This is a genomic window from Agrobacterium sp. 22-210-1 (assembly GCF_053522525.1).
This window is the reverse complement of sequence record NZ_JBNWCI010000001.1, coordinates 563,543-589,372: the sequence shown is the minus strand read 5'-3', so window position 1 is coordinate 589,372 and position 25,830 is coordinate 563,543. Positions and strand designations below refer to the sequence as shown.

General features: G+C 59.5%; 28 protein-coding genes and 1 tRNA gene. 11 read left to right on the top strand and 18 right to left on the bottom strand.

Annotated elements, in window-relative coordinates:
* Positions 1-3: 3 nt before the first annotated feature.
* From ACQZ5F_RS02870 to ACQZ5F_RS02855, 4 genes are all read right to left on the bottom strand, one after another.
* Positions 4-297 carry a hypothetical protein gene (locus ACQZ5F_RS02870; protein ID WP_448739309.1) on the bottom strand — a complete coding sequence of 98 codons (294 nt, stop codon included), beginning with the start codon at positions 295-297 and terminating at the stop codon, positions 4-6.
* The gene (locus ACQZ5F_RS02865; protein WP_448730996.1) at positions 294-554 is read right to left on the bottom strand and encodes a pyocin activator PrtN family protein; all 261 of its coding nucleotides are present in this window, start codon (positions 552-554) and stop codon (positions 294-296) included. Before ACQZ5F_RS02865 ends, ACQZ5F_RS02870 begins: the two co-directional genes overlap by 4 nt.
* 2 nt (positions 555-556) lie before the next feature.
* The gene (locus tag ACQZ5F_RS02860; RefSeq protein ID WP_448730997.1) at positions 557-847 is read right to left on the bottom strand and encodes a hypothetical protein; all 291 of its coding nucleotides are present in this window, start codon (positions 845-847) and stop codon (positions 557-559) included.
* Between the two features lie 160 nt (positions 848-1,007).
* A tRNA-Thr gene (locus ACQZ5F_RS02855) sits at positions 1,008-1,083 on the bottom strand.
* A gap of 210 nt (positions 1,084-1,293) precedes the next feature.
* Here ACQZ5F_RS02855 and ACQZ5F_RS02850 point away from each other — a divergent pair.
* A complete protein-coding gene (locus ACQZ5F_RS02850) occupies positions 1,294-3,033 on the top strand; it encodes a GGDEF domain-containing protein (protein ID WP_225339160.1) in 1,740 nt (579 codons plus the stop codon).
* A gap of 33 nt (positions 3,034-3,066) precedes the next feature.
* Here the strand turns inward: ACQZ5F_RS02850 and ACQZ5F_RS02845 are convergent, their stop codons facing one another.
* The 5 genes from ACQZ5F_RS02845 to ACQZ5F_RS02825 all read right to left on the bottom strand — a co-directional run bounded on the left by ACQZ5F_RS02845 (position 3,067) and on the right by ACQZ5F_RS02825 (position 9,515).
* Positions 3,067-4,176 (bottom strand): endonuclease/exonuclease/phosphatase family protein, encoded by a 1,110-nt coding sequence (locus ACQZ5F_RS02845; RefSeq protein WP_448730998.1) that lies wholly within the window; start codon positions 4,174-4,176, stop codon positions 3,067-3,069.
* A 59-nt stretch (positions 4,177-4,235) separates the two neighbouring features.
* A complete protein-coding gene (locus tag ACQZ5F_RS02840) occupies positions 4,236-5,264 on the bottom strand; it encodes an ABC transporter ATP-binding protein (protein ID WP_225339159.1) in 1,029 nt (342 codons plus the stop codon).
* The gene (locus tag ACQZ5F_RS02835) at positions 5,252-6,946 is read right to left on the bottom strand and encodes an ABC transporter permease (RefSeq protein WP_137084767.1); all 1,695 of its coding nucleotides are present in this window, start codon (positions 6,944-6,946) and stop codon (positions 5,252-5,254) included. The genes ACQZ5F_RS02840 and ACQZ5F_RS02835 overlap by 13 nt, the downstream gene beginning before the upstream one ends.
* Before the next feature lie 9 nt (positions 6,947-6,955).
* The gene (locus tag ACQZ5F_RS02830) at positions 6,956-7,939 is read right to left on the bottom strand and encodes an ABC transporter substrate-binding protein (protein WP_149900249.1); all 984 of its coding nucleotides are present in this window, start codon (positions 7,937-7,939) and stop codon (positions 6,956-6,958) included.
* A 331-nt stretch (positions 7,940-8,270) separates the two neighbouring features.
* Entirely contained in the window at positions 8,271-9,515 is a 1,245-nt protein-coding gene (locus tag ACQZ5F_RS02825) for an aminotransferase-like domain-containing protein (protein WP_137084771.1), read from the bottom strand.
* A 274-nt stretch (positions 9,516-9,789) separates the two neighbouring features.
* Here ACQZ5F_RS02825 and ACQZ5F_RS02820 point away from each other — a divergent pair, with 274 nt between their 5' ends.
* Both ACQZ5F_RS02820 and ACQZ5F_RS02815 read left to right on the top strand, forming a co-directional pair.
* Complete coding sequence (locus tag ACQZ5F_RS02820) at positions 9,790-10,263, top strand: RbsD/FucU family protein (protein ID WP_137084773.1); 474 nt, start codon at positions 9,790-9,792, stop codon at positions 10,261-10,263.
* Positions 10,250-10,816 (top strand): hypothetical protein, encoded by a 567-nt coding sequence (locus ACQZ5F_RS02815; RefSeq protein WP_137084775.1) that lies wholly within the window; start codon positions 10,250-10,252, stop codon positions 10,814-10,816. Before ACQZ5F_RS02820 ends, ACQZ5F_RS02815 begins: the two co-directional genes overlap by 14 nt.
* A 52-nt stretch (positions 10,817-10,868) precedes the next feature.
* Here the strand turns inward: ACQZ5F_RS02815 and ilvC are convergent, their stop codons facing one another.
* The 3 genes from ilvC to ACQZ5F_RS02800 form a co-directional block, all read right to left on the bottom strand.
* A complete protein-coding gene (gene ilvC / locus ACQZ5F_RS02810; protein ID WP_046798127.1) occupies positions 10,869-11,888 on the bottom strand; it encodes a ketol-acid reductoisomerase in 1,020 nt (339 codons plus the stop codon).
* A 49-nt stretch (positions 11,889-11,937) separates the two neighbouring features.
* Positions 11,938-12,591, bottom strand: coding sequence for a TetR/AcrR family transcriptional regulator (locus ACQZ5F_RS02805; RefSeq protein ID WP_046798126.1), 654 nt, complete (start codon positions 12,589-12,591; stop codon positions 11,938-11,940).
* A gap of 409 nt (positions 12,592-13,000) precedes the next feature.
* On the bottom strand, positions 13,001-13,909 hold the full coding sequence (locus tag ACQZ5F_RS02800; protein WP_137084777.1) for an AraC family transcriptional regulator: 909 nt from the start codon (positions 13,907-13,909) through the stop codon (positions 13,001-13,003).
* A 189-nt stretch (positions 13,910-14,098) separates the two neighbouring features.
* Between ACQZ5F_RS02800 and ACQZ5F_RS02795 the strand changes: the two genes are divergently transcribed.
* On the top strand, positions 14,099-15,145 hold the full coding sequence (locus tag ACQZ5F_RS02795) for an NAD(P)-dependent alcohol dehydrogenase (protein WP_052817970.1): 1,047 nt from the start codon (positions 14,099-14,101) through the stop codon (positions 15,143-15,145).
* Positions 15,146-15,373: 228 nt separating this feature from the next.
* Here the strand turns inward: ACQZ5F_RS02795 and ACQZ5F_RS02790 are convergent, their stop codons facing one another.
* On the bottom strand, positions 15,374-16,639 hold the full coding sequence (locus ACQZ5F_RS02790) for an NAD(P)/FAD-dependent oxidoreductase (RefSeq protein WP_225245604.1): 1,266 nt from the start codon (positions 16,637-16,639) through the stop codon (positions 15,374-15,376).
* A gap of 71 nt (positions 16,640-16,710) precedes the next feature.
* Positions 16,711-17,466 (bottom strand): pyridoxine 5'-phosphate synthase, encoded by a 756-nt coding sequence (locus ACQZ5F_RS02785; protein WP_137084779.1) that lies wholly within the window; start codon positions 17,464-17,466, stop codon positions 16,711-16,713.
* A gap of 233 nt (positions 17,467-17,699) precedes the next feature.
* Between ACQZ5F_RS02785 and ACQZ5F_RS02780 the strand changes: the two genes are divergently transcribed.
* The gene (locus tag ACQZ5F_RS02780) at positions 17,700-18,395 is read left to right on the top strand and encodes a MerR family transcriptional regulator (protein WP_137084781.1); all 696 of its coding nucleotides are present in this window, start codon (positions 17,700-17,702) and stop codon (positions 18,393-18,395) included.
* 78 nt (positions 18,396-18,473) lie between these two features.
* Here ACQZ5F_RS02780 and ACQZ5F_RS02775 read toward each other — a convergent pair whose 3' ends face one another.
* On the bottom strand, positions 18,474-19,601 hold the full coding sequence (locus tag ACQZ5F_RS02775; RefSeq protein ID WP_046798120.1) for an ATP-dependent DNA helicase: 1,128 nt from the start codon (positions 19,599-19,601) through the stop codon (positions 18,474-18,476).
* Between the two features lie 124 nt (positions 19,602-19,725).
* On the opposite strand from ACQZ5F_RS02775, the gene ACQZ5F_RS02770 reads away from it, so the two are divergent.
* Positions 19,726-21,012, top strand: a complete 1,287-nt coding sequence (locus ACQZ5F_RS02770) for an SDR family oxidoreductase (protein ID WP_225339158.1) — start codon at positions 19,726-19,728, stop codon at positions 21,010-21,012.
* On the top strand, positions 21,012-21,494 hold the full coding sequence (locus ACQZ5F_RS02765) for a DUF2269 family protein (protein ID WP_225339157.1): 483 nt from the start codon (positions 21,012-21,014) through the stop codon (positions 21,492-21,494). Before ACQZ5F_RS02770 ends, ACQZ5F_RS02765 begins: the two co-directional genes overlap by 1 nt.
* 6 nt (positions 21,495-21,500) lie before the next feature.
* On the opposite strand, the gene ACQZ5F_RS02760 is transcribed toward ACQZ5F_RS02765, so the two are convergent.
* A complete protein-coding gene (locus tag ACQZ5F_RS02760; protein WP_080841961.1) occupies positions 21,501-21,983 on the bottom strand; it encodes an SRPBCC family protein in 483 nt (160 codons plus the stop codon).
* A complete protein-coding gene (locus tag ACQZ5F_RS02755; protein WP_046798117.1) occupies positions 21,980-22,339 on the bottom strand; it encodes an ArsR/SmtB family transcription factor in 360 nt (119 codons plus the stop codon). The genes ACQZ5F_RS02760 and ACQZ5F_RS02755 overlap by 4 nt, the downstream gene beginning before the upstream one ends.
* A 142-nt stretch (positions 22,340-22,481) precedes the next feature.
* Here ACQZ5F_RS02755 and ACQZ5F_RS02750 point away from each other — a divergent pair, with 142 nt between their 5' ends.
* Genes ACQZ5F_RS02750 through ACQZ5F_RS02740 form a run of 3 tightly spaced genes read left to right on the top strand, consistent with a single transcriptional unit; the run spans position 22,482 to position 24,188 of the window.
* Complete coding sequence (locus ACQZ5F_RS02750; protein ID WP_080841959.1) at positions 22,482-22,862, top strand: COG4315 family predicted lipoprotein; 381 nt, start codon at positions 22,482-22,484, stop codon at positions 22,860-22,862.
* Positions 22,846-23,403 carry an RNA polymerase sigma factor gene (locus ACQZ5F_RS02745; RefSeq protein ID WP_225339156.1) on the top strand — a complete coding sequence of 186 codons (558 nt, stop codon included), beginning with the start codon at positions 22,846-22,848 and terminating at the stop codon, positions 23,401-23,403. Before ACQZ5F_RS02750 ends, ACQZ5F_RS02745 begins: the two co-directional genes overlap by 17 nt.
* On the top strand, positions 23,400-24,188 hold the full coding sequence (locus ACQZ5F_RS02740; RefSeq protein WP_225339155.1) for an anti-sigma factor family protein: 789 nt from the start codon (positions 23,400-23,402) through the stop codon (positions 24,186-24,188). The genes ACQZ5F_RS02745 and ACQZ5F_RS02740 overlap by 4 nt, the downstream gene beginning before the upstream one ends.
* Positions 24,189-24,194: 6 nt before the next feature.
* Here ACQZ5F_RS02740 and ACQZ5F_RS02735 read toward each other — a convergent pair whose 3' ends face one another.
* Positions 24,195-24,788 (bottom strand): LysE family translocator, encoded by a 594-nt coding sequence (locus ACQZ5F_RS02735; RefSeq protein WP_046798113.1) that lies wholly within the window; start codon positions 24,786-24,788, stop codon positions 24,195-24,197.
* A 163-nt stretch (positions 24,789-24,951) separates the two neighbouring features.
* Between ACQZ5F_RS02735 and ACQZ5F_RS02730 the strand changes: the two genes are divergently transcribed.
* Positions 24,952-25,797, top strand: a complete 846-nt coding sequence (locus ACQZ5F_RS02730; RefSeq protein WP_225339154.1) for an aldo/keto reductase — start codon at positions 24,952-24,954, stop codon at positions 25,795-25,797.
* The last annotated feature ends 33 nt before the right edge of the window (positions 25,798-25,830 follow it).

The following is a 25,830-nucleotide window of genomic DNA, read 5'->3' as shown; positions in this document are numbered from 1 at the left end:
CCATCAAGTCCTAGTGCGGCGCCGGCGGCGCCACCGCTTCAACCCGAGCATAATTCCGATTTCCTCATTAGAAAATGCCCGCTTCGCCTTGAGGGCCTTCCACTCGGCCTCCCTCTCGGGCGGCACGTCGTAACCACGACGGGCCGCGTTACTGAGGCGCTGCATTTCCTCGCGCCTTGTCTTGAAGCGCTCCCGGCCCCGCTCATCGCGGGCCGAGGCAAAATCGGGATCGGCATGAAGCTGGCGAAGTAAGTGAGCACCGGGCGTATCTTTGGGCTTGCGGCGCGGGCGGTTCAACGGAGGAATGCCTCCATTTCGCTCTTTGCGACCGTCCGGCGAGCGTCTATGTATTCAGCCAGATCATGCACGTGAATGCCCTTGGCGGCCTTCTGGCTCGGCTCGATGGAAATTAGCGGGAGCTTGATCTCTCCGCGCATCGCCTTACGCACGAAATGATTGACCGTTAGGTGAGGAAAGTAATCACGGCACACCAGTTCGACAGGGACAATCGCTCGCCCGTCGTATTGCGCCATTAGCAGAAAAACAGTCTTCACCGCTAAACCTCGCTTGAAAAGCTCTTTCGATATCCCGCAAACTTCGCGTTGATTAGATCGATGCCGAATTTAATCGCCGGAGCTTCGACATCAATTGAAACATCCTCAGTAATCGTTCCCTTTGCCGCAACCAGAGCTTTTTGGTGAAGCTCATCAAGCCACGAAAGATCATCTACACCTTTCGTCTGCGCAAGCGCTTCTATTGCGTCGTCTAGAGCATTACTCACGGCGCCGAGAGCCGTAGACAGGAACAGGGTTCCGTTCTTCGCCTCGAAAGATAAATTCGTTTCCATTCGCGCTCTCACTTGTTGCATTTCATGTTGCGTCGAGTAGCCGCAACTCCCTGAAAATCAGTAAAAACCCATACAAATCAATGCAACAGGGACGCGACAAGAAAAATCAAAAATCGGGAAGTTTTGACGGTCCAATGCGTTGAAAACATTAGACAAATACTGGTGCCCCCGGCAGGGTTCGAACCCGCGACCCCCTGATTACAAATCAGGTGCTCTACCAACTGAGCTACAAGGGCAATCCAGTGCCTTGCCAACTATCAGATTCTGATCTGGTGTAAAGCAAAAACTGATGACACGGCATCAGCGAATATCTTTTCCACATCACATGCGCTTAACGTCTCGAAGACCATCATCGCGGCAAAAGCCCGGAAAATAAGCGAAGTATTTACGCAGCGCCGGTAAGATGGCGATGAAACATAACCATTGCAGCGAGAAATACGCCTCAGATGCGCGCGAGCATACAGAAAATACAGCTGACAGGCACGATCGTCATCGCCGCGAGTTCAATTCTGCTGGCCACTCTCGCCGCGGTGCCGAGTGTCTCCAATTATCTGCGTTACCGCGCCAATGCCGCCCAGCTCACCCGTTTCGAAACAGCACTTCAGTCCGCATGGCTGATCTCGGCCGAGCGCGGCCCTGCAAACAATCTGATGGGCGCACCCGTCCCCGATCCGAAACTGGTCGAGGGGCTTGCAGCTGCGCGCAAGGCGACGGATGACAAGCTGTCGGAGCTTGAAGTTTCCTTCACCGAGGAAATCAAGACGCAGCCCGAACTGGCGAAATCACTGGCTGAAACCCGCCAGAAGCTCGCCCAATCCCGCGAAGCGGTGGATCGCGTTGCCGCGCTCCCTTCTTCCACGCGCAGCCAGAGCGCCATGTCCAACGCGATTCTATCGATGTTCAAGGCAGCCGATAGCGTCAACCTGCTGCGCGGCAAGGCGGCACGCGCCGTCATCAAGGTCACGCCCGACGTGGCGATCGACATCGCGATGACCGGCACTGCCGGCGTAATGCGCGACAGGATTGGCCGACTCGGCTCCTATGTAGTGATGAGTCTGCGCGCAAACCGGCAGGATAAGCTGGGGTATCGCGCCAAGTTCGATAATGAAATGCAGGGCCTTCTGTCGCTGAAAGCCTCGCTGATCAACTACACCGCCGCCTACCTGTCGACGCCGGGACTGGACAAGGCGTTTCAGGATATGGAGACCTATTATTTCGGTCAGGCACTGCGTTACGCGCAGAATACGATCGTGATAGCCATGCCCTCCGCCCAGCCGAGCATTCTTGAATTCTCCAGGAACTATATTGCCGGCATGCGCTCGTCCGATACGCTGCGCGACCTCATTCTCTCCGAAACGCGGGCAAGACTCGAAAAAAGGAAGAACGAGGCTCTGGTCTTTGGTGGAGCATCCCTTCTTCTCGCCGCCATCGCGGTTCTGGTTCTGCTGCGGCTCACTTCCGTCTATAGAACGGCGCTGTTCCAGCCCATGCAATCCGTCCGGGCGCAGATCGCCGCGATCGCCGCCGGTGACCTTTCCGAAACCCGTTGTGAAGACAGGGTTGCCCCGGAAGTCAAGAAGATGTTCGAGGAACTTGATTTCCTGCGCGAGCAGCTTCGCCAGAAGGGCGAAATGGAGAACCAGCAGCGCGCGCTGGCCGAGCAGCTACGCACGCTCTCTGAAACCGATTCCTTGACGGGCGTCTTCAATCGCCGTGCGCTGGAAAAGGCCGTTCGTGCCATATTGAGCGGCGAGGAACAGTATCAGTCGCTCGGCGTGATGATTGTCGATATTGACCACTTCAAATCGATCAACGATCGTTATGGCCACGCCATGGGCGACCTCGCGCTGCAAAAGACGGCGGGGCTTTTGCGCAGCGCATTGCGCAAGAACGATATTCTGGCCCGTTACGGCGGTGAGGAATTCGTCGTCGTGCTGCAGGATGTCAGCCATGCCACCGCGACGGCAACCGCCGACCGCCTTCGCCGCCTGATCGAAGCCCAGGTGATTGATGAGCAAAGCGGCTTGTCGCTGACCGCAAGCTTTGGCGTTGTGTGGCAGGAAGCGCGGGCGATAAGCAGCTGGGACGAGTTGATCGCGATCGCCGACGACCGGCTTTATGAAGCCAAACGCGCCGGCCGCAACCGCGTCTGGGCCACTTATTTCCCAAAGGTCGCCAACGGATAGATGCTGGCATGGATCGGCAAACTACCGGCGGTTCTAGATCAAATCCAGCGTCATCACCACCGGGCAGTGATCGGAAGCCTTGGGGCGATCCCAGCCGGTGCGCGGATAACGCTCCACTTCCTGCCCCGGCGGAAAGATGGTGCGATACGGCTGGCCCGCCCGGATGATTTCAGGAGCCCTAGTCGCGTTGATTTCAGCCAGGCGCGGTGAAAGCCAGATATAATCCAGCTGGCACAGGTGCTGCTCCTGCGGCCCGCGGGAATGATAGAGCGTCCAGCGATCCATGACATCACGGCGCAGCATCGGATTGGTAACGAAATCATCGGCGGTGAAGACATCGAGCGCGCTCCGCGCTTCCTCAATGGGCGTGAAGCCGTAGCCGTTGCGCCGGTCACCGGAAATCGCCACACGCTCCTGATAATCGTTCATATCGCCGCAAATGGCGAAATTCTTGTTACGTGTATTGCCGACACCCCAGCGATTTTCGATGATACGGCGCACGGCCATGGCTTCCGCCTCGCGGATCGGCATGGTGGCGAGCCGCGCATCGACCGGGTCGCGGGAATTGGTCATGGATTTGAAATGCGTGACGTAAAGCGTCAGCGGCTTGCCGCCGATCCGGAGGTCTATTTCCAGGCAATCCCGTTTGAAAATCTTGTCGTCGATCTGGTTAGTCGCAGCCAGCGCCGGATTGAAGAGATCGAGATTGCGATAGGTCAGCGCCGCATGGCTCTTGATGTCGACCACCTCGATTTTGTCACCATCACGGGTCTGCTCGCGCATGACGACGGCGACATCGATGCCGCGGCTGTCATTGCCCTCGACCAGATATTTCTGCAGGTAGCCATTGCCGACCATGCGGTAAAGATAGCCATATTCGAAGGCCTGCAACGCGGCCATGTTATCGACCTCCTGCAGGCAGAGAATATCCGCATCCGCGTCAGCTATGGTGAGCGCCGAAAGCTGGCGCGTATCGTCGGTGGAGGAGACTGTCCGCGCGCTTTCAAGCGCCTGATAGGTCGCCTCGTCCCTGATATCGAACAGCTGGATCGCCCTGTCGCGCCGTGTCTGGTTGCGAAACCCGGTGAAATCAAAACGGGTAAGAAGATTTTCGATATTGAAGGTGGCAAGCCGAAGCGACATGTTTCATTCCTGTTGCTGGAATAGGAGCTTAGCCGCTCCTGCCCCGCCTCGCCAATAGTTTAAAGACGCCAGGCCGCACGAATGGCAACCGGCAAACGGTCTCCGATGGCAACCGCCTCCCGCGAATAGGCCCTGAGCGCCTGCCCATCCGGCAGGTCAAGACGGAGAGCATAACGCTCCCCCTCGTAAAGGACCGAAGTGACGGTGCAACTGACACCCTCAGCGTCCCGCACCACATCCTGTGGCCGCACAAGAAAATCCGCCTGCGGCAAGTGCCTGCCGCTCTCCATCGCCGCCCGAAGCGCCGTCCAGTCAAGATCGCGCGAAACCCCTTCTGCTATAGGCAGGGTCAGGATCGCGCCCTGCCCCACCAGCGAACCGACCAGCCGTCCCTCCGGCCGCGCATAAAGCTCTGCCGGTGGCGCCACCTGCAGCAACCTGCCTTGCGACATGACGGCCACATCCGTCGCGAGCGCCATGGCCTCGGCCTGATCATGGGTGACATAGATCATCGTCGCGCCGGAGCGGATATGGAACTCGCGAAACGTTTCCTCCATCTCCTGACGCAGATGCCGGTCGAGATTGGCGAGCGGTTCGTCGAGCAGCACCACATCAGGCTCGGTAACGAGGCAACGGGCCAGCGCCACGCGTTGCCGCTGGCCACCGGACAATTCAGCGGGGCGGCGATCCGCGAAACTTTCGAGACGCACGGCCGCCAGCGCCTGGCGCACCTTCTCGCGATATTTCTCACCGGAAATGCCGCGCACCTTGAGGGGATAACCGACATTGTCGGCAACCGACATATGCGGCCACAAGGCATAGGACTGGAACACCATCGCCATGTTGCGCCGCTCCGGCGGCACCATGCTGCCCCCATCGGCCAGCACGCGCTCCCCAAGCAGGATGGAACCGTCGGTCGGCTGTTCGAAACCGGCGATCATGCGCAGCACCGTCGTCTTGCCGCAGCCGGAAGGCCCGAGCAAGGCGAGAAAGCCGCCGTCGCGTACGGTGAGCGACACGTCATCGACGGCGGGCTTCGATCCGGCTCCGAAATTTTTCGACAGGCGGTTGAGAATCAGTTTCGCCAAGGAACCACTCCTTTCGGCAGATAGCGCCCCAGAATTTCGAGCAGAGCCATGAGGAAAATCACCATGATGACGACAAGCACCGAAAGTGCCGAAGCAAGATCGAAGCTGCCGCTGTCATCGAGATTGTAGATGAGCACACCGAGTGTCTGCGTGCCGGCCGACCACAGCAGTGCCGAGACCGTCAACTCGTTGCAGGCGATCAGGAAAACGAGAATGACTGAAGCGCCCGCCGCCGGCCCGACCAGCGGCAGGATGATATCCGTAAGCCGCCGCCAGAAACCGGCGCCGGACAGCCTTGCGGCCTCTTCCAGCGACGGATCGAATTGCAGGAAGGCGCTGACCATGGGTTTCAGGCTGACGGCAAAGAAGGAGGAGAAATAGGCGAGCAGGATGATCCAGATCGTGCCGTAAAGCGTGATGCCTAACAACGGAATGGGAGCCGCAAAAAGCAGCACGAAGGACACCGAGATAACCACGCCTGGCAATGCATAGGGAATATCCACCAGCGCCGAGAGCAGGAACATGAAACGGCTTTTGCCCCGCACCAGAAAATAGGCGGTCAGCACCGTAACCGCCAATAGGCAAAGCGATGTGGCGGTTGCTAAAAACAGCGAATTGCGGAAGGCGGTACGGGTTACGCTCTGGCGATAAAGCAGCTCCTCATAGGCATGCAGCGTCGCGGTCTTGAGGCTGAGCGGCACGCCATAGGCGGGAGCAAGCGAGCTTGCCATCAGCGCGGCGAGCGGCGCAACCAGCATGAAGAACAGCACCAGCCATAGGGCAAGCTCCACCGGTATCCGCCAGCGCGCCAGCCCGAAGGTCGCGGCCTTGCCGGAAAGGCCGATGATCCGATAATCCCTGCCCTTCATCGCCCGTTCCTGAAGAGCAAGCCCGGCGACCGAGATGATGGCGATCATGGTGGAGAGAATGGCGATATCGCCGAATGTGCTGGTGCCGAAACTGGCGAAACGGCTGTAAATCAGCGTCGGCAGGGTAAAGATCGAGCCAGGTATGCCGAGGATTGCCGGAATGCCGAAATTGCCGACATTGGACACGAAGGAAATCGCCGCCCCGGCGATCAATCCCGGCGTGGAGAGCGGCAGGATGATATCAAACAGCACACGCCGCGGCGAAGCACCGGAAAGCTTGGCGGCCTCGATGCCATCCTGCGGCAGCGCAAGCAGACCGGCGCGCAGCGACAGATAAACGAGCGGCGCGTGCTGCACGCCGAGCAGCAGCGCGATGCCCGCAATCGAATAAAGCGGCTGCGGCGATCCCATCGGCGGCGCAAGGCCGATGGCCTTCAACAACGTACTCGACGGACCGGTCATGCCGATCCACGACAGCGCCGTCACCTGCGGCGGGATCATCATCGGCAGCATGAACAGGAAGCTTAAAATCGACTTGCCGCGAATGTCGCAGAGCGTCAGCGAAAGCGCGAAGGCGCCGCCAATCGCCAGCGAGATCAGCATACCGAAAAACGAGGTGGAAAGCGTGTTCAGCGCCGCATCCCAAAGGGCTGGATCAGCGAGAAGCCGCCATATGTCACCATTGAGTGATGAGATGATGCCGGTATAGGCCAGCCGCCCGAGCGGCAGGGCGCTGAGCGCAAAAACAACGCTGACCACAAAAGGAAACAGCCAGCGCGGCTGGCTGCTTCCATAGGCACTTGAACGGGACATGCCGCACTATCAGCCCTTGGAGCCGAAAATATCGGAGAAGGTCTTCAGGTCCTGCTCGGAGTTCTTCAGCGCATCAGCGGCGCTGAGCGGCAGAACCTTGATCTTGTCGCGGGCCGGGAAGCCTTCCGGCATGCCGGCATCGGCACGAACAGGGATGTAACCGAGCTTGACGAAGCCCTGCTGGCCCTTTTCAGAAAGCACGTAATCGACGAACTTCTTGGCCGCTTCCTCGTGCTTGGTGCCCTTGATGATCGCGACCGGTTCGGTGACGGCCGAAACGCCCTCTTCCGGGAAGACGAACTCGACCGGTGCGCCCTTGGCCTTCTCGCGGATCGGCATGTAATCGACGACCACGCCATATGCCTTTTCGCCCGAAGCGACCGACTTCAGAACCGCACCGTTGCCGCCGCCGGCAATGGCTTCATTGGCCTTCAGCTGCTTGTAATAGTCCCAGCCGAGACCATCGGCGGCAGCGAGCGTCTGCGCATGGATCAGCGCCGCACCCGAGGTCAGCGGGCTTGGCATCGTCACGAGACCCTTGGCTTCAGCCTTGGCCAGATCCTTCCAGCTCGTCGGCTTCATTGCGGCAGCGGTGTTGTACATGATGCCTGTTGTGATGAGCTTGGTGGAATAATAAAAGCCGTCCGCATCATAAAGCGAAGCGTCGATGTTCTTGGCTTCGGCAGACTTGTGGGCCAGCAACTGGCCAGCCTGCTTCATGCGCTCGAGCGTCACGGTATCGGCGATCAACAGCACGTCGGCAACCGGATTGCCGGCGCTGATCTCGGCCATCAGCTTCGCCATGATCTTCGGCGTTCCGTCACGCACCCATTCGACTTCGAGACCCGGATTGGCGGCCTTGAAACCATCAACGGTCGCCTGCGCGTCCTCGTTCGGCTGGCTGGTATAGAGCACCAGATCGGCAGCATTGGCAGCGGTGGCGATGAAGCCGAGCGATACGATGGCGGTGAAAGCGGAGAGCAGCGTTTTCATGGGTCCAGTCCCTGTTGTTGGTGGGACCGCTAAAACATGATTGCATAACATGTATGTGACAGGCAGGATTTTTGGGGGATGATCTTTTGGGGCCGTCGGGATTGAGAGGAACAATGCTCCCTGGTAATCGCGGCTTACCCCCCTCTGCCCTGCCGGGCATCTCCCCCACAAGGAGGGAGATCGGCAAGAGGCTCTCTCACAACTTCATTCTCAAACCTTGAGATGGGCGATACCTCGCCACGGGTCGATCTCCCCCCTTGTGGGGGAGATGCCCGGCAGGACAGAGGGGGGTAACGCCACAACCTCCACCGCTACCGAAAGCCCCGCGCCCTCAGATCGCCGGAAGCACTTCGCCCGTTTCCGCCTGTGCCGTCGTAATCAACCGGCCAAGCCGCTTCATACCCTCTTCGATCATCGCCTCGTTGGCGCAGGAGAAGCTGATGCGCAGCGTGTTCGTACCCGAGCCATCCGCAAAGAAAGCACGGCCGGGAACGAAGGCCACCTTTTCCGTGGCGATGGATTTCGCCAGCAGCGCGGCCCCATCCATACCCTCAGGCAGCGTCACCCAGATGAACATGCCGCCTTCCGGCTTTGTCCAGTGTGTACCCTTCGGCATGTACTTGTCGAGCGCGGCCAGCATCGCATTACGGCGGGCGCTATAGGCGGCCTTGATCTTGGCGACTTGGCTGTCGAAGCCACGCGAGGCAACGCGTTCGATGGCGATCTGGTTGATGGTCGAAGAATGCAGGTCGGCGGCCTGCTTCATCAGCACCAGCTTGCGGATCACAGGCGCGGAAGCGACGATGTAACCGACACGAAGGCCTGGCGCGAGCGTCTTCGAAAAGCTGCCGCAATAGATGGTGCGGGTGTTCTCGATGCCGCCCGAACGGGCGATGTCGAGCGCCATGATCGGCGGAACAGCCTCGCCATCGTAACGCAGCGACTGGTAGGCGGCGTCTTCGATGACGGCGATATCCAGCTCGTCTGCCAGCGCCAGAACCTTCTCGCGGCCGGCCAGATCAACGGTTTCGCCGGTGGGGTTGGAGAAATCGGCCGAGAGATAGGCGAACTTGACCGCACCGCCATGCTTGGCGGCGGTTTCGCGATAAGCCTCGGGCGTACGGTTGCCGCCGGGATTGAGCTGATCGTAATTCGGCTCATAGGCGTTGAAGGCGGAGAGCGCGCCGAGATAGGTCGGCCAGGTGACCAGTGCCGTATCCTTCGGCGACAGGAACAGCTTGCCGAGATAATCGAGACCCTGCTGCGAGCCGGAAACGATGAAGACGTTGTCGGCGGTGCAGTCGATGCCGATGTCGGCCATCTCGCCCGCCAGCCATTCGCGCAGCGGCTTGTAACCCTCGCTCACCGAATATTGCAGCGCTGCATTGACCTGCGCACCGGAAAAAATTTCCGCATAAGCCTGCTGGAATTCCTCTGCGGGAAAAAGAGCCGGGTCCGGAATGCCACCGGCAAAGGAAATGATATCGGGCTGCTCGAGCAGCTTCAGCAGCTCGCGGATTTCAGACGCTTTCATGCGCGAAGAGCGCGTGGCGAAAATTTGTTCCCAATCAAGCATGGGTACGTTTCCTCTTGTGTCGTTTTTATGCGTGCATCTTTACAGAAATGTCGATATGTCAGCAATACTGACTTATCAGTTTTTCGAATTATTTCTGCCTCCCTGCACGGTGTCCGCCACAGCCTCGCATTCGCGGCCGTTTTTCCGGACAAAGCCAGATACACCCTCCGGTAAAGCTTAACAATCTTCCGTTTGAGATTGACGCCACACCCATTTCCGGCTGGATTGCGCGGCAGTGCCGCAAATGGCGTGACCATGATGGGAGTTCGAACACATGTTGAAAAATATCGACCCGGCGCTGAATGCCGATGTTCTGCACGCGCTGCGCGCCATGGGTCACGGCGATACGCTGGTGATATCGGACACCAATTTCCCGTCCGATTCGGTTGCCCGCCACACCACGATCGGCAAGGTGCTGCATATCGACAATGTCTCGGCCGCCCGCGCCATGAAGGCAATCCTGTCAGTGCTGCCGCTCGACACGCCGTTGCAGCCCTCGGTCGGGCGCATGGAAGTGATGGGCGCGCCCGATCAGCTGGAGCCGGTGCAGGCCGAGGTGCAGAAGGAAATCGACGCGGCGGAAGGAAAATCCGCGCCGATGTACGGTATCGAGCGTTTCGCTTTTTACGAAAAAGCCAAACAGGCCTATTGCGTCATCACCACTGGCGAGACGCGGTTTTACGGCTGCTTTCTGCTGACGAAGGGCGTTATCCCTCCACATGCCGGGAAGAGCGATGGCGAGAAATAAAGTACCCAAGATAGACAGAGATCTCTGCAAACACGCATACACTGATGCCGTTGAGGCCATCAGCCGATTAGCATCATATGCAACATCTCGAAGTTTGAAGATTTTAGACCATGGCGAATATTACAGCGTCGCGGAAAATTTATGCAGAAAAGACTTGCTGATCTTATGCATATCCGCGAGGCGATTTGCTGAAATCACCCAAACCGTCCCGATCCTAAAATCGAAAAACGTCCGGATATCAGACGAGACGCCAGCCAACAGTGAGAAAGTCCGCGTAGACAGCGCTTGGAATATAATAGGAAACGTTATTCACGGAAACGAAATCACTGTATTTAAGGATTTTGGAACCATGGAGTACGTTGCCGGACGTATTGATCTGAATAAATGGCTCGATATAAGAGAAGAAATCGATGCTGCCATCTCAATAAAATCGGATAAATTCGATAGGAAATACTTTGCTCTAACTGACCTTCTGGTCGCGATCAACACTTATATTGAAAGTGTTTCAGACAGTGTAGAGGGCATATTTCTAGGGTCCGCTTATGAATTATAAAAAGGCCGGAGCTTTCGCTCCGGCCTCCATATCTCCTACCAAACAATGAAGCCTAGTTGACAGCCTTGTCGACCAGCTTGTTCTTGCCGATCCAGGGCATCATGCCGCGCAGCTTGGCGCCGACTTCTTCGATCTGGTGGGCGTCGTTGTTGCGACGAATGCCCTTGAAGCGGGCGCCGCCGGCCTTCCATTCCTGCATCCACTCGGAGGTGAACTTGCCGGTCTGGATGTCGTGCAGGACGCGCTTCATTTCAGCCTTGGTGTCGGCGGTGATGATGCGCGGGCCGGTGACGTATTCGCCCCACTCGGCCGTGTTGGAGATCGAGTAGTTCATGTTGGCGATGCCGCCTTCATAGATAAGGTCGACGATCAGCTTCACTTCGTGCAGGCACTCGAAATAGGCCATTTCCGGTGCGTAACCGGCTTCGACCAGCGTTTCGAAACCGGCGCGGATGAGCTCGACGAGACCGCCGCACAGAACGACCTGTTCGCCGAAGAGGTCGGTTTCGCACTCTTCCTTGAAGTTGGTTTCGATGATGCCCGAACGACCGCCGCCAACGCCGCAGGCGTAGGAGAGAGCGAGTTCAAGCGCATTGCCGGAAGCGTTCTGGTGAACGGCAACGAGGCAGGGAACGCCGCCGCCCTTCTGGTATTCGCCGCGAACCGTGTGGCCAGGGCCCTTCGGTGCGATCATGACGACGTCGAGCGACGCCTTCGGCTCGATGAGGCCGAAGTGAACGTTGAGGCCGTGTGCGAAAGCAATCGCTGCGCCGTCGCGGATGTTGCCGGCGATGTCGGCCTTGTAGATGTCGGCCTGGAGTTCGTCCGGGGTCGCCATCATCAGGAGGTCGCCCCACTTGGCAGCTTCGGCAACGGTCATGACCTTGAAGCCGTCGGCTTCGGCCTTCTTGACGGTCGGCGAACCGGCCTTCAGAGCGATGACGACGTTCTTGGCGCCGGAATCCTTGAGGTTCAGCGCATGGGCGCGGCCCTGGGAGCCGTAACCGACGATGACGACATTCTTGGACTTGATGAGATTGAGATCGGCATCACGATCATAATAAACGCGCATTTTATGGTCCTTCCCTAATGCTTGTCTCTCAGTTGTCTGAACCGGAATGTCAGGCGGGTTTGCCGCTGAGTTCCGAATGTACCTTTTCCGTGCCGTAGAGGGTCAGAAAGGCGACGACTGCCTTCTTCGCCCGGCCGGAAAAATCCTTGTCCGGCGCCTCGCCCAGCAGCATGCGCACATGCAGATCCGAAACGATGAGGCCGTAAAAACTGCGATATGCCTCTTCGGCATCATCGAAACGCAGGTAGCCGGAACGGCGGCCCGCCTCGATCAGCCCGCGGGCGCGACGGTCGATCTGGCGACGGCCGCGTTCGAGAAGCAGATCGCCGAGCTTGGAACCGTCGCGGCTCGCCTGCCCTATCGCCAGACGGTTGAGCGCCAGCGACACATCGCCCGCCAGAACATCCAGCAGATCATGCGCGAAAACTTCGAGATGATCGGCCAGCTGCGGCGCGGAGACGCGGTCGCCCGCCTTCTCGAAGGTGCGCACCTTGCTCTGCTGAAAGGTGATCATCGCCGCCAGCAGACCGTCCCGGTCGCCAAACCATTTATAGAGGCTTTCCTTGGAACAGTTGGCCGCGCGCGCCAGACCGGATGTCGTCAGCGCTTTCTCTCCGCCCTCGACCAGAAGACGCAATGCCTGGTCCAGAACGGCGTTCTGGCGCGGCGAAAATTCCTGCGCTGTGATCGGGTCGGAAGCCAAGTCTTTTCCACTCCAGAGGCTCGATTAATGTACCGTACGGTACGGTTCGAGCGCCATTTAAGCGGAGGCTGCGTTAGGGTCAAGCGGATTCTTCAGGGGAGGATGAGAATTGACGTGCTGCCCCGGAGTATGACTGCAAGCTTGAGGTGAGCCTCCAGGGAATTTTGCGTGGGTAGCGGACCGAGGTGGGTGGGATTTACCCCCCCTCTGCCCTGCCGGGCATCTCCCCCTCAAGGGGGGAGATCGACTCGTGGTTTGGTCTCGCCCATCTCAACGTTTGCAAATGGAGCGACGGTAGGGCCTCCTGCCGATCTCCCCCCTTGAGGGGGAGATGCCCGGCAGGGCAGAGGGGGGTAAGCCCCACGCACCTCAGTCCGCTGTTAATGAACCACTGTCCCAAAGAACGACTCTACCCAGCCGCGCTGATCTCCCGCGAAGCATCGATATCCCGCGACGGCGATAGCCCATAGAAGCGGCTATATTCACGGCTGAACTGCGATGGGCTCTGATATCCGACGCGATGGCCGGCGGTGCCCGCATCCAGCCGCTCCAGCAGCATCAGCCGCCGCGCCTCGTGCAGGCGCAGCTGCTTCTGGTACTGGACCGGTGTCATGGCCGTGATCGTCTTGAAGTGATGGTGGAAGGACGACACGCTCATGCCGATATGTTCGGCAAGGTCCTCGATGCGCAACTGGCGTGCGAAGTTCTCGCGCAGCCAGGCGATGGCCCGGGCGATGCGGTTGCCATGGCTGCCGGCCGCGATGATGTTCATCAATTGCCCGCCCGCCGGCCCGGTCAGGATGCGGTAAAGGATTTCCTGTTCGATCAGCGGCGCCATGGCGTCAATGTCGGCTGGACGATCGAGCAAACGCAACAGGCGGATAGCCGCATCGAGAAGTTCCGGCGTTGCCGTATTGACGACGATGCCGCGCTGAGCATTCGCCGGCTCAGCGGGCGGATCGATGGGCACGCGGCGCATGAGATCGAGCAGCTTTTCACTGTCGATGGCAAGCGCGATGCAGAAATGCGGAACCTCCCTGCTCGCCTCCACCACCCGCCATGCAACCGGCAGGTCAAGCGAGGTCAGGAGATAGTCACCCGCGCCATAATTGATGGTGTCCGTTCCCAGCTGAACGCTTTTCGACCCCTGGATCACCATGGCAAGACACGGGCGATAGCTGCCGTGGCATGGCGCACTCGGCGTCGTGCGCCGGCTGATGCCGAGAGATCCGATCGCCGTCTGCACCTCGCCCTCGCTGGTGGCGTGCCGCGCGGCAATGGAGGCGATCTCCTGATAGACATTGAACGGCAAGGACATAGGGGAAATCCCTTAACTGAAGGAAGAGATACGTCTGATGCCTTTTATCTAGAAAGCCTCTGCGTCTGCGCAAAGAGCGTGCCCGCATATTTTTGCAGGATCGTGCAAAAAGGCTGGAGGATCGCTCTAACGCCCTGTCGCGCTTCCATCGCATATTCCGTCGTCCCCAACCCCCGAAAGGATATTCAGATGGCTATTGCTAGAGGTTACGCTGCGACCGATGCGTCGAAGCCGCTTACCCCGTTCACCTTCGAACGCCGCGAGCCGAACGATGACGACGTCGTCATCGATATCAAATATGCCGGCATCTGCCACTCGGACATCCACACCGTCCGCAACGAATGGAAGAATGCCGTCTACCCCATCGTTCCCGGCCATGAAATCGCCGGCGTCGTGAAAGCCGTCGGCTCCAAGGTCACGAAGTTCAAGGTCGGCGACCATGTCGGCGTCGGCTGCTTCGTCGATTCCTGCGTCGGTTGCGCCACCCGCGATCTCGACAACGAGCATTATATGCCCGGCCTCGTCCAGACCTATAACGACGTCGATCCGTTCACGAAAACCGCAACCCATGGCGGTTATTCCGACTCCATCGTCGTCAAGGAAGGTTATGTCCTGTCGATCCCGGACAACCTGCCGCTCGACGCTTCCGCGCCGCTTCTGTGCGCCGGCATCACGCTCTATTCGCCGCTGCGCCGCTGGAATGCCGGTCCCGGCCAGAAGGTCGCGATTGTCGGCATGGGCGGCCTCGGCCATATGGGCGTCAAGCTCGGTGCAGCCATGGGTGCGGATATCACCGTTCTCTCCCAGACGCTGTCGAAGAAGGAAGACGGCCTGAAGCTCGGCGCGAAGGAATATTACGCCACCAGCGACGCCTCGACCTTCGAGAAGCTGGCCGGCACTTTCGACCTGATCATCTGCACGGCCGGCGTCGCCATCGACTGGAATGCCTATCTCGGCCTCCTGAAGCCCAAGGGCAGCATGGTCGTCGTCGGCGCACCGGAACATCCGATCCCGGTCCACGCCTTCGCGCTCATTTTCGGTGCGAAGAACCTGTCGGGTTCGATGATCGGTTCGATCAAGGAAACCCAGGAAATGCTGGATTTCTGCGGCGAGCACAACATCGTCTCGGAGATCGAGACGATCAACATCCAGGACGTCAACGAAGCCTATGAGCGCGTGCTGAAGAGCGACGTGCGTTACCGCTTCGTCATCGATATGGCGTCGCTCGACGCTTAAGCGTTGGATCGGGCAAACACGCCACATCCACACGCCGTCACCCCGGACCAGATCCGGGGTCCAGCCAGCCCAAGTCCTTGGGCTGAAAAACTCTTCTCGCCGCGCAGACGCGCGTCGACTGGATGCCGGATCAAGTCCGGCATGACGGAGGAGTAGTTTGGGGCAGCTGTCAGAACATAAGGGCGGGAAGCACATGCTTCCCGCCCTTTCTTGTTGCCCACCCCGCCTTCAGGCCTCGTCCTTCAGCGTCTCTTTCTGGGTAATCAGCCGCGCGCTATGCTGCCCGCTCAGATAAATCCACAGCCAGCTCCATGCCACGGCAAGCCGCGAACGTGTTCCGATCAGGAAGTAGATATGGGCAAGGCCCCAAATCCACCACGCCAGCACGCCCTTCAGCTTGAACCTGCCGAAATCGATCACCGCCGCACGTTTGCCGATGGTGGCGAGATTGCCCTGATGGCTGTAGCGGAAGGGTGCAGGCGATGGTTTGCCGTCCAGCCGCGCCCTGATGACCTTTGCAACATAAGCGCCCTGCTGCTTTGCCGCAGGCGCAATGCCCGGCACCGGCTTGCCGTTTTCCTGATTGACGGCGGCCGTATCGCCGATGACGAAGATGTCAGCATCGTCTTCCAGGTTGAGATGCGGCCCGACAATCGCGCGTCCCGCCCGGTCGGCAGCGGCATCCAGCCACTTCGCGGCGGGAGACGCCTGCACGCCGGCGGCCCAGACAACGGTGCGGCAGGCATAATAGGTCTCGCCCACCGTCACGCCCTCATCGGTGCAGGCCGTCACCGGCGTACCAAGCAGAACCTCGACGCCGAGCTTTTCAAGCGCTTCCTTGGCATAGGCGGAAAGATCCTCAGTGAAAACCGGCAGGACGCGGGGTCCGGCCTCGACAAGCAGTACGCGGGTCTGCCGGGTGTCGACATTGCGGAATTCCGGCGGCAGCGCCTTGTGGGCCAGTTCAGCAATCATGCCTGCCATTTCCACGCCCGTCGGCCCTGCGCCGATAATGACGAAGGTCAGCAGCGCCTGCCGTTCCTCTTCGCTGGTGGCGAGTTCGGCCCGCTCAAAAGCCAGAAGCAGACGGCGACGGATTGTCGTCGCATCTTCAAGCGTCTTGAGGCCGGGGGCGGAACGCTCCCACTCGTCGCGGCCGAAATAGGCGTGGCGGGCGCCGGTTGCCAGCACCAGCGTATCGAAACCGATCACCTGACCCGAACTTAAATGCACGGTCCGCGCCGCCCGGTCTATGCCGGTCACCTCCGCAAGCAGGGTCGTCACCTCCTTGCGGTCGCGGTATAGATGACGGATCGGCCAGGCGATTTCAGATGTCGCGAGAGCTGTCGTTGCAACCTGATAAAGCAATGGCTGGAACAGGTGATGGTTGCGGCGATCGATCAATGTAATGCGGACAGGGGCCCCCTCCAGCCCATGTACCAGTTGCAAACCGCCGAAGCCTCCACCCACGACGACAACATGATGTTCTTGCATATGTCTCTGCCTTCAAAAGCTCGCGCACGGAGCATGCGCAGGCAAAGCATAGGCGAAAAAATTGACTTTGGTTATGAAATAGGCTGACCGCAGGCCTGACAAAAACGCCGGACTGTTTCAGCCATGCCATATTCCAGCGCATCCGCCGTCAGCCCGTGGCCGATGGAAACCTCGGCCAGATAAGGAATGCGTTTCATCAGCATGGGCAGATTTGCGACAGTCAGATCGTGGCCTGCATTGACAGCAAGTCCGAGCGCTCTCGCATGATCCGCCGTCTGTCCGAGCTTTTCGAGAAGCGCGCCACCCTTTTGCGGATCGTCAAAGCAGCCGCCATAGGGGCCGGTGTAAAGTTCGATACGCGCCGCACCTGTCGCAGCCGCCAGTTCCACCGGCTCGCGTTCCCCGTCACCATCGGCAAACAGCGAAACCCGCATGCCACCGGCCTTCAGGCGTCCAACCACTTCCTTCAGGAAAACGCCGTGCTTCCGGAAATCCCAGCCATGGTCGGATGTCGCCTGCGAGGGATCGTCAGGCACAAGCGTTACCTGCTCCGGCTGGGTCTTTTCGCAAAGAACGAGAAAATCTTCGGTCGGATAGCCTTCGATGTTAAATTCAGCCTTGGGGAAGCTGTCATCGATCAGAGCGCGTAGCACCGGCAGGTCTGAAAAGCGGATATGGCGCTGATCGGGACGAGGGTGTACAGTCAGGCCGCTTGCACCCGCAGCGAGTGCCAGTTGCCCGAAATGCGCGACATCCGGCCACGGAAGATCGCGGCGGTTCCGCAGCATGGCGATTGCATTGAGATTGACGGAAAGTTTTGCGGGCATGGCGTCGGGCTCCGGTTCGGAATCTGCATCCTGTTTCACGCAGGTTGACGCCGACCGCAAGGAGGCCGATAAAATTTTTTGGAACACGGGAACGAAAACACACAATACACGTTACGGTTCTTATGTAGCATTTGGCATGATGTCTTGATCAGAAGACAGACCGTTGCGGGGGAACAAGCAACGGAGGTCTTTTAAAAGCAGGCACGCCGCCAAAGAGCGCAAAGGGGGAAACAATGCAGGATGGCCGTATGCCGTTTGAACACGGCGACGAGGACAAACCCAATCTAAGGCTCAGCAGCTTTTTACCTGACATAAGCCTGCCCTCTTCCCTGCCCGCCGAACCGGTACCCATTGCCGATATGGCCAATATCTTTGGAGTGACCCACCGAACGCTTCATTTTTACGAAGAAAAGGCGCTGCTCACCTCGAAGCGCATCGGCCAGATGCGGGTCTACACCCACCGCAACGTCCAGCGCATGGCCGTCATCAATGTCTGCCGCGAAGTCGGCATTTCGGTTGCCGCCATTACCGAGATCATGGAAAAACTCGTCCGCTCCCTGTCGCAGGAAGAGGCGGACGACATATTCCACGTCGCGCTGAGACAGCGGAAGAGAGAGTTGACGGCCGAGCTTTCCACCCTTCAGCGTCAGGCACAGCAGATCGAGGAATTGCTCGTCATCGATAGCGATGCGGACGGCTTCGACGGTGCTGAACGCGGTCCGGCAAAGGACATAGCCCTCACCGATACCGAACGGAAATGTCTGGAACTGATGGCGGAAGGTTATGCCCCGGTGCGGCTCGCCCGGGCTCTTGGCCTTTCGGGCAGCGATCTCAATGCGCTTGAGGCGAAGATCATCGGCAAGTTCAGTGCCAGCAACCGCTTTCAGGCGGTCGCCAAGGCGGTCCTGCTGGGTGTTATCCGCGCATAAAAGCCTGTCGAGGAAAAGTGCATAGCGATTTTCCCCCCGGGCAATGCGCAGACAAGGAGATTGAGCCAATGCTCTATCTCAACGAACGATCGTAAGCGTCTCGGCCGCGCGGGTAATGGCGGTGTAAAGCCAGCGTTCGCGTGAATCCCGAAATGCATAGCTCTCGTCGAAAAGAACCACATTGTTCCATTGCGAACCCTGCGCCTTGTGCACGGTCAGCGCATAACCGAAATCGAACTCGTCGTAACGCTTGCGGGTAGACCACGGTATTTCGGTCTCGACATCCTCGAAAGCCGCCTTCAGCAATTTGATCTTGGCTGCGCCGCGATCCATATCGTCGTCTTCCGGCCGGATCATCAGGTTGATGCCGGGCTTCACCGTCTCGCGCGACGAACTCATCACCTGCCAGAGCGAGCCGTTCAGCAGGCCCTTGGCCGGATCATTCCGGAGGCAGACCAGCTTGTCACCCGATTGCGGATAATCCGCCGAAAAGCCCTTCAGTTCGCGAAGTCGCTGATTGTAACGGCGGCGCGTGCGATTGGTGCCGACCAGCACCTGATCGGCTTCCAGCACCAGCGATTGCGTCACTTCTGACTTCGAGATCACCTGCGCGGAACCATAATCGCCGCGCATGATCTCGCGGCCCTCGCGCACATCCATGGCAAGATGGATGATGGGATTGTCCTTGGCCTGACGGTGGATTTCCGAGAGAAGATAATCCGGCTCCTGCTCGGTGAAGAAACCGCCGCCCGATACCGGCGGCAACTGCCCCGGATCGCCAAGCACGAGGATCGGCGTGCCGAAACTCATCAAATCCTTGCCAAGCTGTTCATCCACCATCGAACATTCGTCGATGATGATCAGCGCCGCCTTGGCAAGCGGGCTCTGGCGGTTGATGGAAAACATCGGCGCCACCGAGGTCTTGCCGGTCTCCTCGTCTTCCACCGTTTCTTCACCGCGCGGGCGATAGATCAGCGAATGGATGGTACGGGCATTGGTTGCCCCGCGCGAGCGCAACACCTGCGCCGCCTTGCCGGTGAAGGCCGCAAACAGCACTTCGCCATCGACATTTTCCGCGAAATGTTTGGCAAGCGTCGTCTTGCCCGTTCCGGCATAACCGAACAGCCGGAAAACCGGCGTCCGGCCTTCCTTCAGCCAGCGGGAAACAGCCTTGAGCGCTTCGTCCTGTTGCGGTGAAAATAACATGCGCCCTCATCGCAGGATTCGAGCCTCATGCGCAACAGAAAAAGAACGAAAGATGAATCGCGCCCCCAGAATGCGGCAATAAAACACGGCTGGTTTTTAAATCACGACGGGTATCATGCCGCGTATGAAGATATTGATTCTCGGCGCGACAGGTTTCATCGGTTCGGAGGTAGTGCGTAGCCTCCACGGCAGAGGTCACGCCGTCACCGGGCTGGCACGCTCCGTCGGACGCGCCAAAGACAAGTGGCCTTTCGCGAACTGGATTGCCGCCGATCTCGCCCGCATGACGCACCCAGGGAATTGGGATGCGCTGGTCAGGGATCATGACGCCATCGTCAATTGCGCTGGCGCGCTTCAGGACGGTCTTTCGGACGACCTTGCCGCGACACAGGAAAAAGCCATGCTGGCGCTATACGAGGCTGCGGCGCAGGCGGGCGGCAAGCTGCTCATCCAGATATCGGCCCGCACGGCGGGAGCCGCAGCCGACCTGCCCTTTCTCGCGACCAAACGCCACGCGGACGCGGCACTGGCCGCAAGCGGCCTGTCTTACGTCATTCTTCGCCCTGCCCTGGTTGTCGGGCGCAATGCCCATGGCGGCACGGCACTGGTGCGCGCGCTTGCCAGCTTTCCGCTCATGCTGCCACTCGTGAACGGCACGATGCCGGTCCGCACGGTCGCGGTCGAGGAGGTGGCGGCAGCCGTCAACGCGGCGATCGATGGTGAAATTCCGGCGGGCAGCGATCTCGAACTTGCTGCCGGGGAAGCACTGACATTGCGGGACGTGGTCGTCACCCACCGGCAGTGGCTCGGCCTGTCTCCTGCCCCTGTCATAAACCTTCCCGCGGCCTTCATGCGTCCCGTCAGCCTTGTGGCGGATGCCGCGGGCGCGCTCGGCTGGCGCTCGCCGCTGCGTTCAACCGCCATGACGGTCATGTCGGAAGGCATTGTGACGGAGGGTGAGGCGCGACCGAGGACGTTGTCGCTCAAGACCCTGACGCAGACGCTGGCCGCCCACCCCTCCGGCGTGCAGGACCTGTGGTTTGCCAGATCATATCTGCTCAAACCGCTGGTCATCCTCTGCCTGTCTTTATTCTGGCTGCTGTCAGGCATCGTGCCGCTGCTGAACATCAACGGAGCGGCGACGCATTTTCTGCCCTTCATGCCGCAGTCACTGGCCGTGACCCTCACACTCGCCACCTGCCTCATCGATATCGCCCTCAGCGTTACCGTCCTGTTTCGCCCGCTCGCCAGAAAGGCGCTCATCGGCATGCTGCTCGTCAGCGCGGCTTACCTCGCCGGTGGCAGCCTGCTGGAACCGGGCCTGTGGCTCGATCCGCTCGGCCCCTTCGTCAAGGTCCTGCCTTCCATCGCCCTGACGCTTGGCGCCCTCGCCACGCTGGATGAACGCTGATGACGCTCGAGGAACTGCTGCGGCTCGCCCATGTCATCGGCGCAACGGTGCTGTTCGGCACCGGCGCAGGCATCGCATTTTTCATGGTCATGACGCGGCGAACGGCAAACCCGGCGCTGATCGCCCATGTGGCGGGCACCGTCGTTATCGCCGATACGATCTTCACCACTACAGCGGCGATCATCCAGCCGGTTACCGGCTATTTTCTGGCGCGCATCATCGGCTGGCCGCTGACCGAAGGCTGGATCGCCCTTTCGCTTGGCCTTTATGTCTTCACCGGCATTTTCTGGCTGCCGGTGGTGTGGATACAGATTCAGCTGCGCAATATCGCCCGAGACTGCGCCGCCACGGGACACGCCCTGCCGGCGCAATGGTTCCGCCTTTACCGCATCTGGTTCGCCTGCGGTTTCCCCGCTTTCTTCGCGGTCCTCGGCATCATCTGGCTGATGCTCAACAAGCCGGATATTCCTCTATTCGGCTGATACCGTTCAATGGGCCGCCTGCTTTTCGACAAGCTGCGCCAGCTGCTCCGCAACCGTGTTCCAACCGTCGAAGAACCCCATCTCCGCGTGCTTATCGCGATCCCCGGGGTTTCTGTGCATGGCATAGGCCACATATTCCATACCTTCGGGATGATCGCGGAATTGCATGACGGCGGTGAGAAACGGTTGGGCGGAGGGGCGAAAGCCCGCCGTCAGGGCATCAGTGAAAACCAGACGCTCCCCATCATCCACCGCCAGAAAACAGCCGCTGATATGGTCGCCGAATATCGTGCCATCCTCGCTGTAGCGCGTCTCGAACGCGCCGCCGGGATAAAGCTCCATTTTTTCCACCCGGCACTGGCCGGGATGCGGCACCCACCATTGTTCAAGGCTGGTCTTGTCCACCCACGCATTCCAGACAAGCCGGCGCGGCGCCCTTATGATACGTGAAATCTTCAGGTCGAGATCGGGATTGAAAGTCTCGGTCATTGGTCATTCTCCCCTTTGCTTGACGCTCTATCCTGTTGCGCCATGACGAATTGTTCGAGCCGGTCCGTGCGGCCTTCCCAGATGGCGCGCTGTTGCGACAGCCAGCCATCGAGCATGGAAAACCGCTGTTTCTCCAACGCGCAGAACCGCACTCGGCCCTGCTTGCGGGTCACGATCAGCCCGGCCTCTTCCAGCTGGCGAATGTGTTTCATGAACGACGGCAAAGCCATGTCGAAAGGTTCGGCCAGCGTTCCGATGCTCGCCTCCCCACCGCCCAACCTCAGGATCACCGCCCTGCGGGTCGGATCGGCAAGAGACTGGAAGATATCGTCGAGCGCGTCTGAATAGTTTTCCATAAGGCTAACTATCACGATAAAATACTTAGCTCAATGGATAAGTTTTAAAATTGCAAAAATCGTGTCGCGACAGGGAATAAACCCGCCGGCTGCGGTGTCTCTTGATCTGTTGGCGGCAAAGCCCGCCCGAACCAAGGAGGATATGTCCATGAAGATCCGCTTTATCGTTCCCGCCCTCATTCTGGCGTTTGCCGGAACGGCCTATGCAGCCCCGGCGGTCGAAACGGTCAAGACTGACAAAGGCAATGTACTTGCCGGCGAAAAAGGCATGACGCTCTACACTTTCAAGAACGACAAGAAGGGCGTATCCAATTGTTATGACAAATGCGCGGTGAACTGGCCGCCGTTTTTCGCAGCCATGGGCGACAAGGCCGAGGGGGCCTATACGACCGTGACGCGCAAGGACGGCAAGATGCAATGGGCCAAGGACGGCATGCCGCTCTATTACTGGGCCAAGGACATGAAAAAAGGCGACGCCACCGGTGACGGTATGAACGGTGTATGGGATGCCGCAAAACCCTGATGGCACGAATGGCAAAACGCGGGGGAGCCTCTCCCCCGCAGCCGGCACCTTCGAAGCGGAGGTTCTGGCGCTGATACCCATGCTGCGCCGTTATTCCCGCAGCCTTTCCCGCTCGGATGCAGATGGCGAAGACCTTTTGCAGGACTGCGTGGAAAAAGCGCTTATCAATAAAAGGCAATGGCGCGGAACGGGTTTGAAATCATGGGCTTACACGATAATGACGAATCTTTATCGCAACCGCCACCGCGCTGAGAAACGCCACCCGTCAGAGAGCCTCGACGGCCATGAGACCATCGCCGTCACCGATCAGCTGTCCGATACGCTGGAGAACGATCGGCTGCACGGCGCGCTCGCCCTTCTTTCACCCGACATGCGGGCGGTTTTGATGCTGGTGACGGTGGAAGGCTACAGCTATCAGGAGGCGGCCGAAACGCTATCGATCCCGCTCGGCACCGTCATGTCCAGACTGTCCCGCGCCCGCGAAACCCTTCGCCAGCAGCTGGCGGCGGACAATATCATTCCCCTGCGGAGACCACGATGAAACGGCCCGATGCCATAACCGAAGACGACCTGCACGCCTATGTCGACGGGCTTCTTTCCGACGACGACCGCGCGGCTGTCGAGGCGTGGCTCGCAGAAAGACCTGAAGAGCAGGCCCGCGTGCAGGATTGGAAACAGCAGGCCGAGATTCTTCGCAATGCCTTCGCTTCCTATGCCGCCGCCCATCCGCACGACGCATCGATGCTCAGCCCACCGAAACCGGACCGTACATGGCGACTGAGACCGGCGCTCCTCAAAACGGCAGCAGCCCTCATGATCTTCGCGGCGGGCGCCGCGGCCGGCAGGCTTCTGCCGCCATCCGTCTCCACACCGCAGGATGTGACGCTGGCGTCGCTGACGACGGATATTCCGGCACAGGCAAAATCCGCCTATCTCATCTATGCGAGCGAAGTGCGCCACCCCGTCGAGGTTGGCGCGGGAGAGCAGCAGCATCTCGCGACATGGCTCGGTAAGCGGCTCGGCTATCCCTTTGCGATCCCTGATCTTTCCAAGATCGGATACGACCTCGTCGGCGGGCGCCTCATTCCCGTCAGCGGCAAGCCGGGCGCGATGCTGATGTATCAGGACAAGACCGGCCGCCGGGTGACGGTATTGATCGGCCACAACGAGGAAAACCGCACAACCAGTTTCCGCATGGCCAGCGCCGACGGCATCGAGACTTTCTACTGGATCGACAACGAACTGGGCTACGCCGTGTCGGCCGAACTCACACGCGACGAGGTGCAGGCGATCGCCGAGGAATGTTATCGGCAATTCCCGACGTAAAGACTGTTATTTCAGCATCGGCCAGAGACTGATGACGAGCAGCACGGCCATGGTGATGTTGAACCATTTGAGCCGGATCGGCACGGACAGCCAGTCGCGCAGCGCGGAGCCGAAACCCGCCCAGGTGGACACGCTGGGAAGATTGACGGCGGCGAAGGCCACGCCAACCACCAGAACGGTGACGAAGTATTGCGCCTCGTTGGTATAGGTCGCCATCGCCGTCACCGCCATCACCCAGGCCTTCGGATTGACCCACTGAAAGGCTGCGGCGGCAAGGAAGCCCATTGGCTGCGATGCGGCGGCCCCTTCATTCAGGCTGCGGGAAGTGCCGATCTTCCACGCGATCCAGACGAGATAAAGCCCGCCGGCGAATTTTAGCCCGGTGTAGAGCAACGGCACCGAATGCAGCACCGCACCAAGGCCGAAACCGACCCCGATCAAAAGCGACAGGAACCCCACGCCGATACCCAGCATATGCGGGATGGTGCGGCGGAACCCGAAATTCACGCCTGACGTAAACAACATCATATTGTTCGGGCCGGGCGTGATGGAGGTGGTGAAGGCAAACAGCACCAGTGCAGCGAAGGTTTCAACAGTCATGATCTCTCCTGTGAAGGAGACCCTAGCCACCCGACCACTATCAAACCAGCCCGGCAGACCGATGGCCGGGGTCAATTTTTTTGATGGATCGATCCCTCCCGTGCCGGGTTTGAGAAGTCGGCACAAGGGGTTATTCTCCCCCGACAACCGCTGGAGCGAAACAATGTATGACGATATTCCTTCCGTTACCCTGCCATCCGGAAAAGAGGTTCCAGCCCTTGGCCTTGGCACCTGGAACATGGGAGAAAACAGATCGTCCGCGCCTCAGGAGGTCGAGAGCATCCGCAAGGCGATCGATCTCGGCATGACGCTGGTCGATACTGCCGAAATGTATGCCGATGGCCGATCCGAAGAGGTGGTCGGCACGGCAATTGCCGGCCGCCGTGACGACGTGTTTCTGGTCAGCAAGGTATACCCGTGGAACGCCAGCGCTAAAGGCACGGTGGAGGCCTGCGAGCGCAGCCTTGCAAGGCTCGGCACCGATCATATCAATCTCTATCTGCTGCACTGGCGCGGCGAGCACCCGCTGAACGAAACCGTGGCGGCTTTCGAAAGACTGAAGAGCGACGGCAAGATAGATGACTGGGGCGTCTCCAATTTCGATACCGACGACATGGAAGAGCTTTTCGCCGTGCCCGATGGCAAAAACTGCGCCGCCAATCAGGTCCTTTACAACCTGTCGCGGCGCGGCCCCGAGTTTTCGCTGTTGCCATGGTGCCAGGAGCGCGGTGTACCGCTGATGGCCTATTCCCCCATAGAGCAGGGCCGCATCCTGAAAAACCACGAACTCATCCGCATCGCCAAGGCCTATCAGGCGACCCCGGCGCAACTGGCGCTGGCCTTCCTGCTGGAAAGAGACGGCGTCATCGCCATCCCGAAATCCGCCAGCGCCTCCCGTGTGGAAGAAAATCGCGGCGCGACCGATCTTGAAATAAGTGACGAAGACTGGACCGCCCTCGACGCCGCCTTCCCGCCGCCAACGCGCAAGACGGCACTGGAAATGCTCTGACGCAGCAATGGGTTAAGAGACTTTTCGGAATCG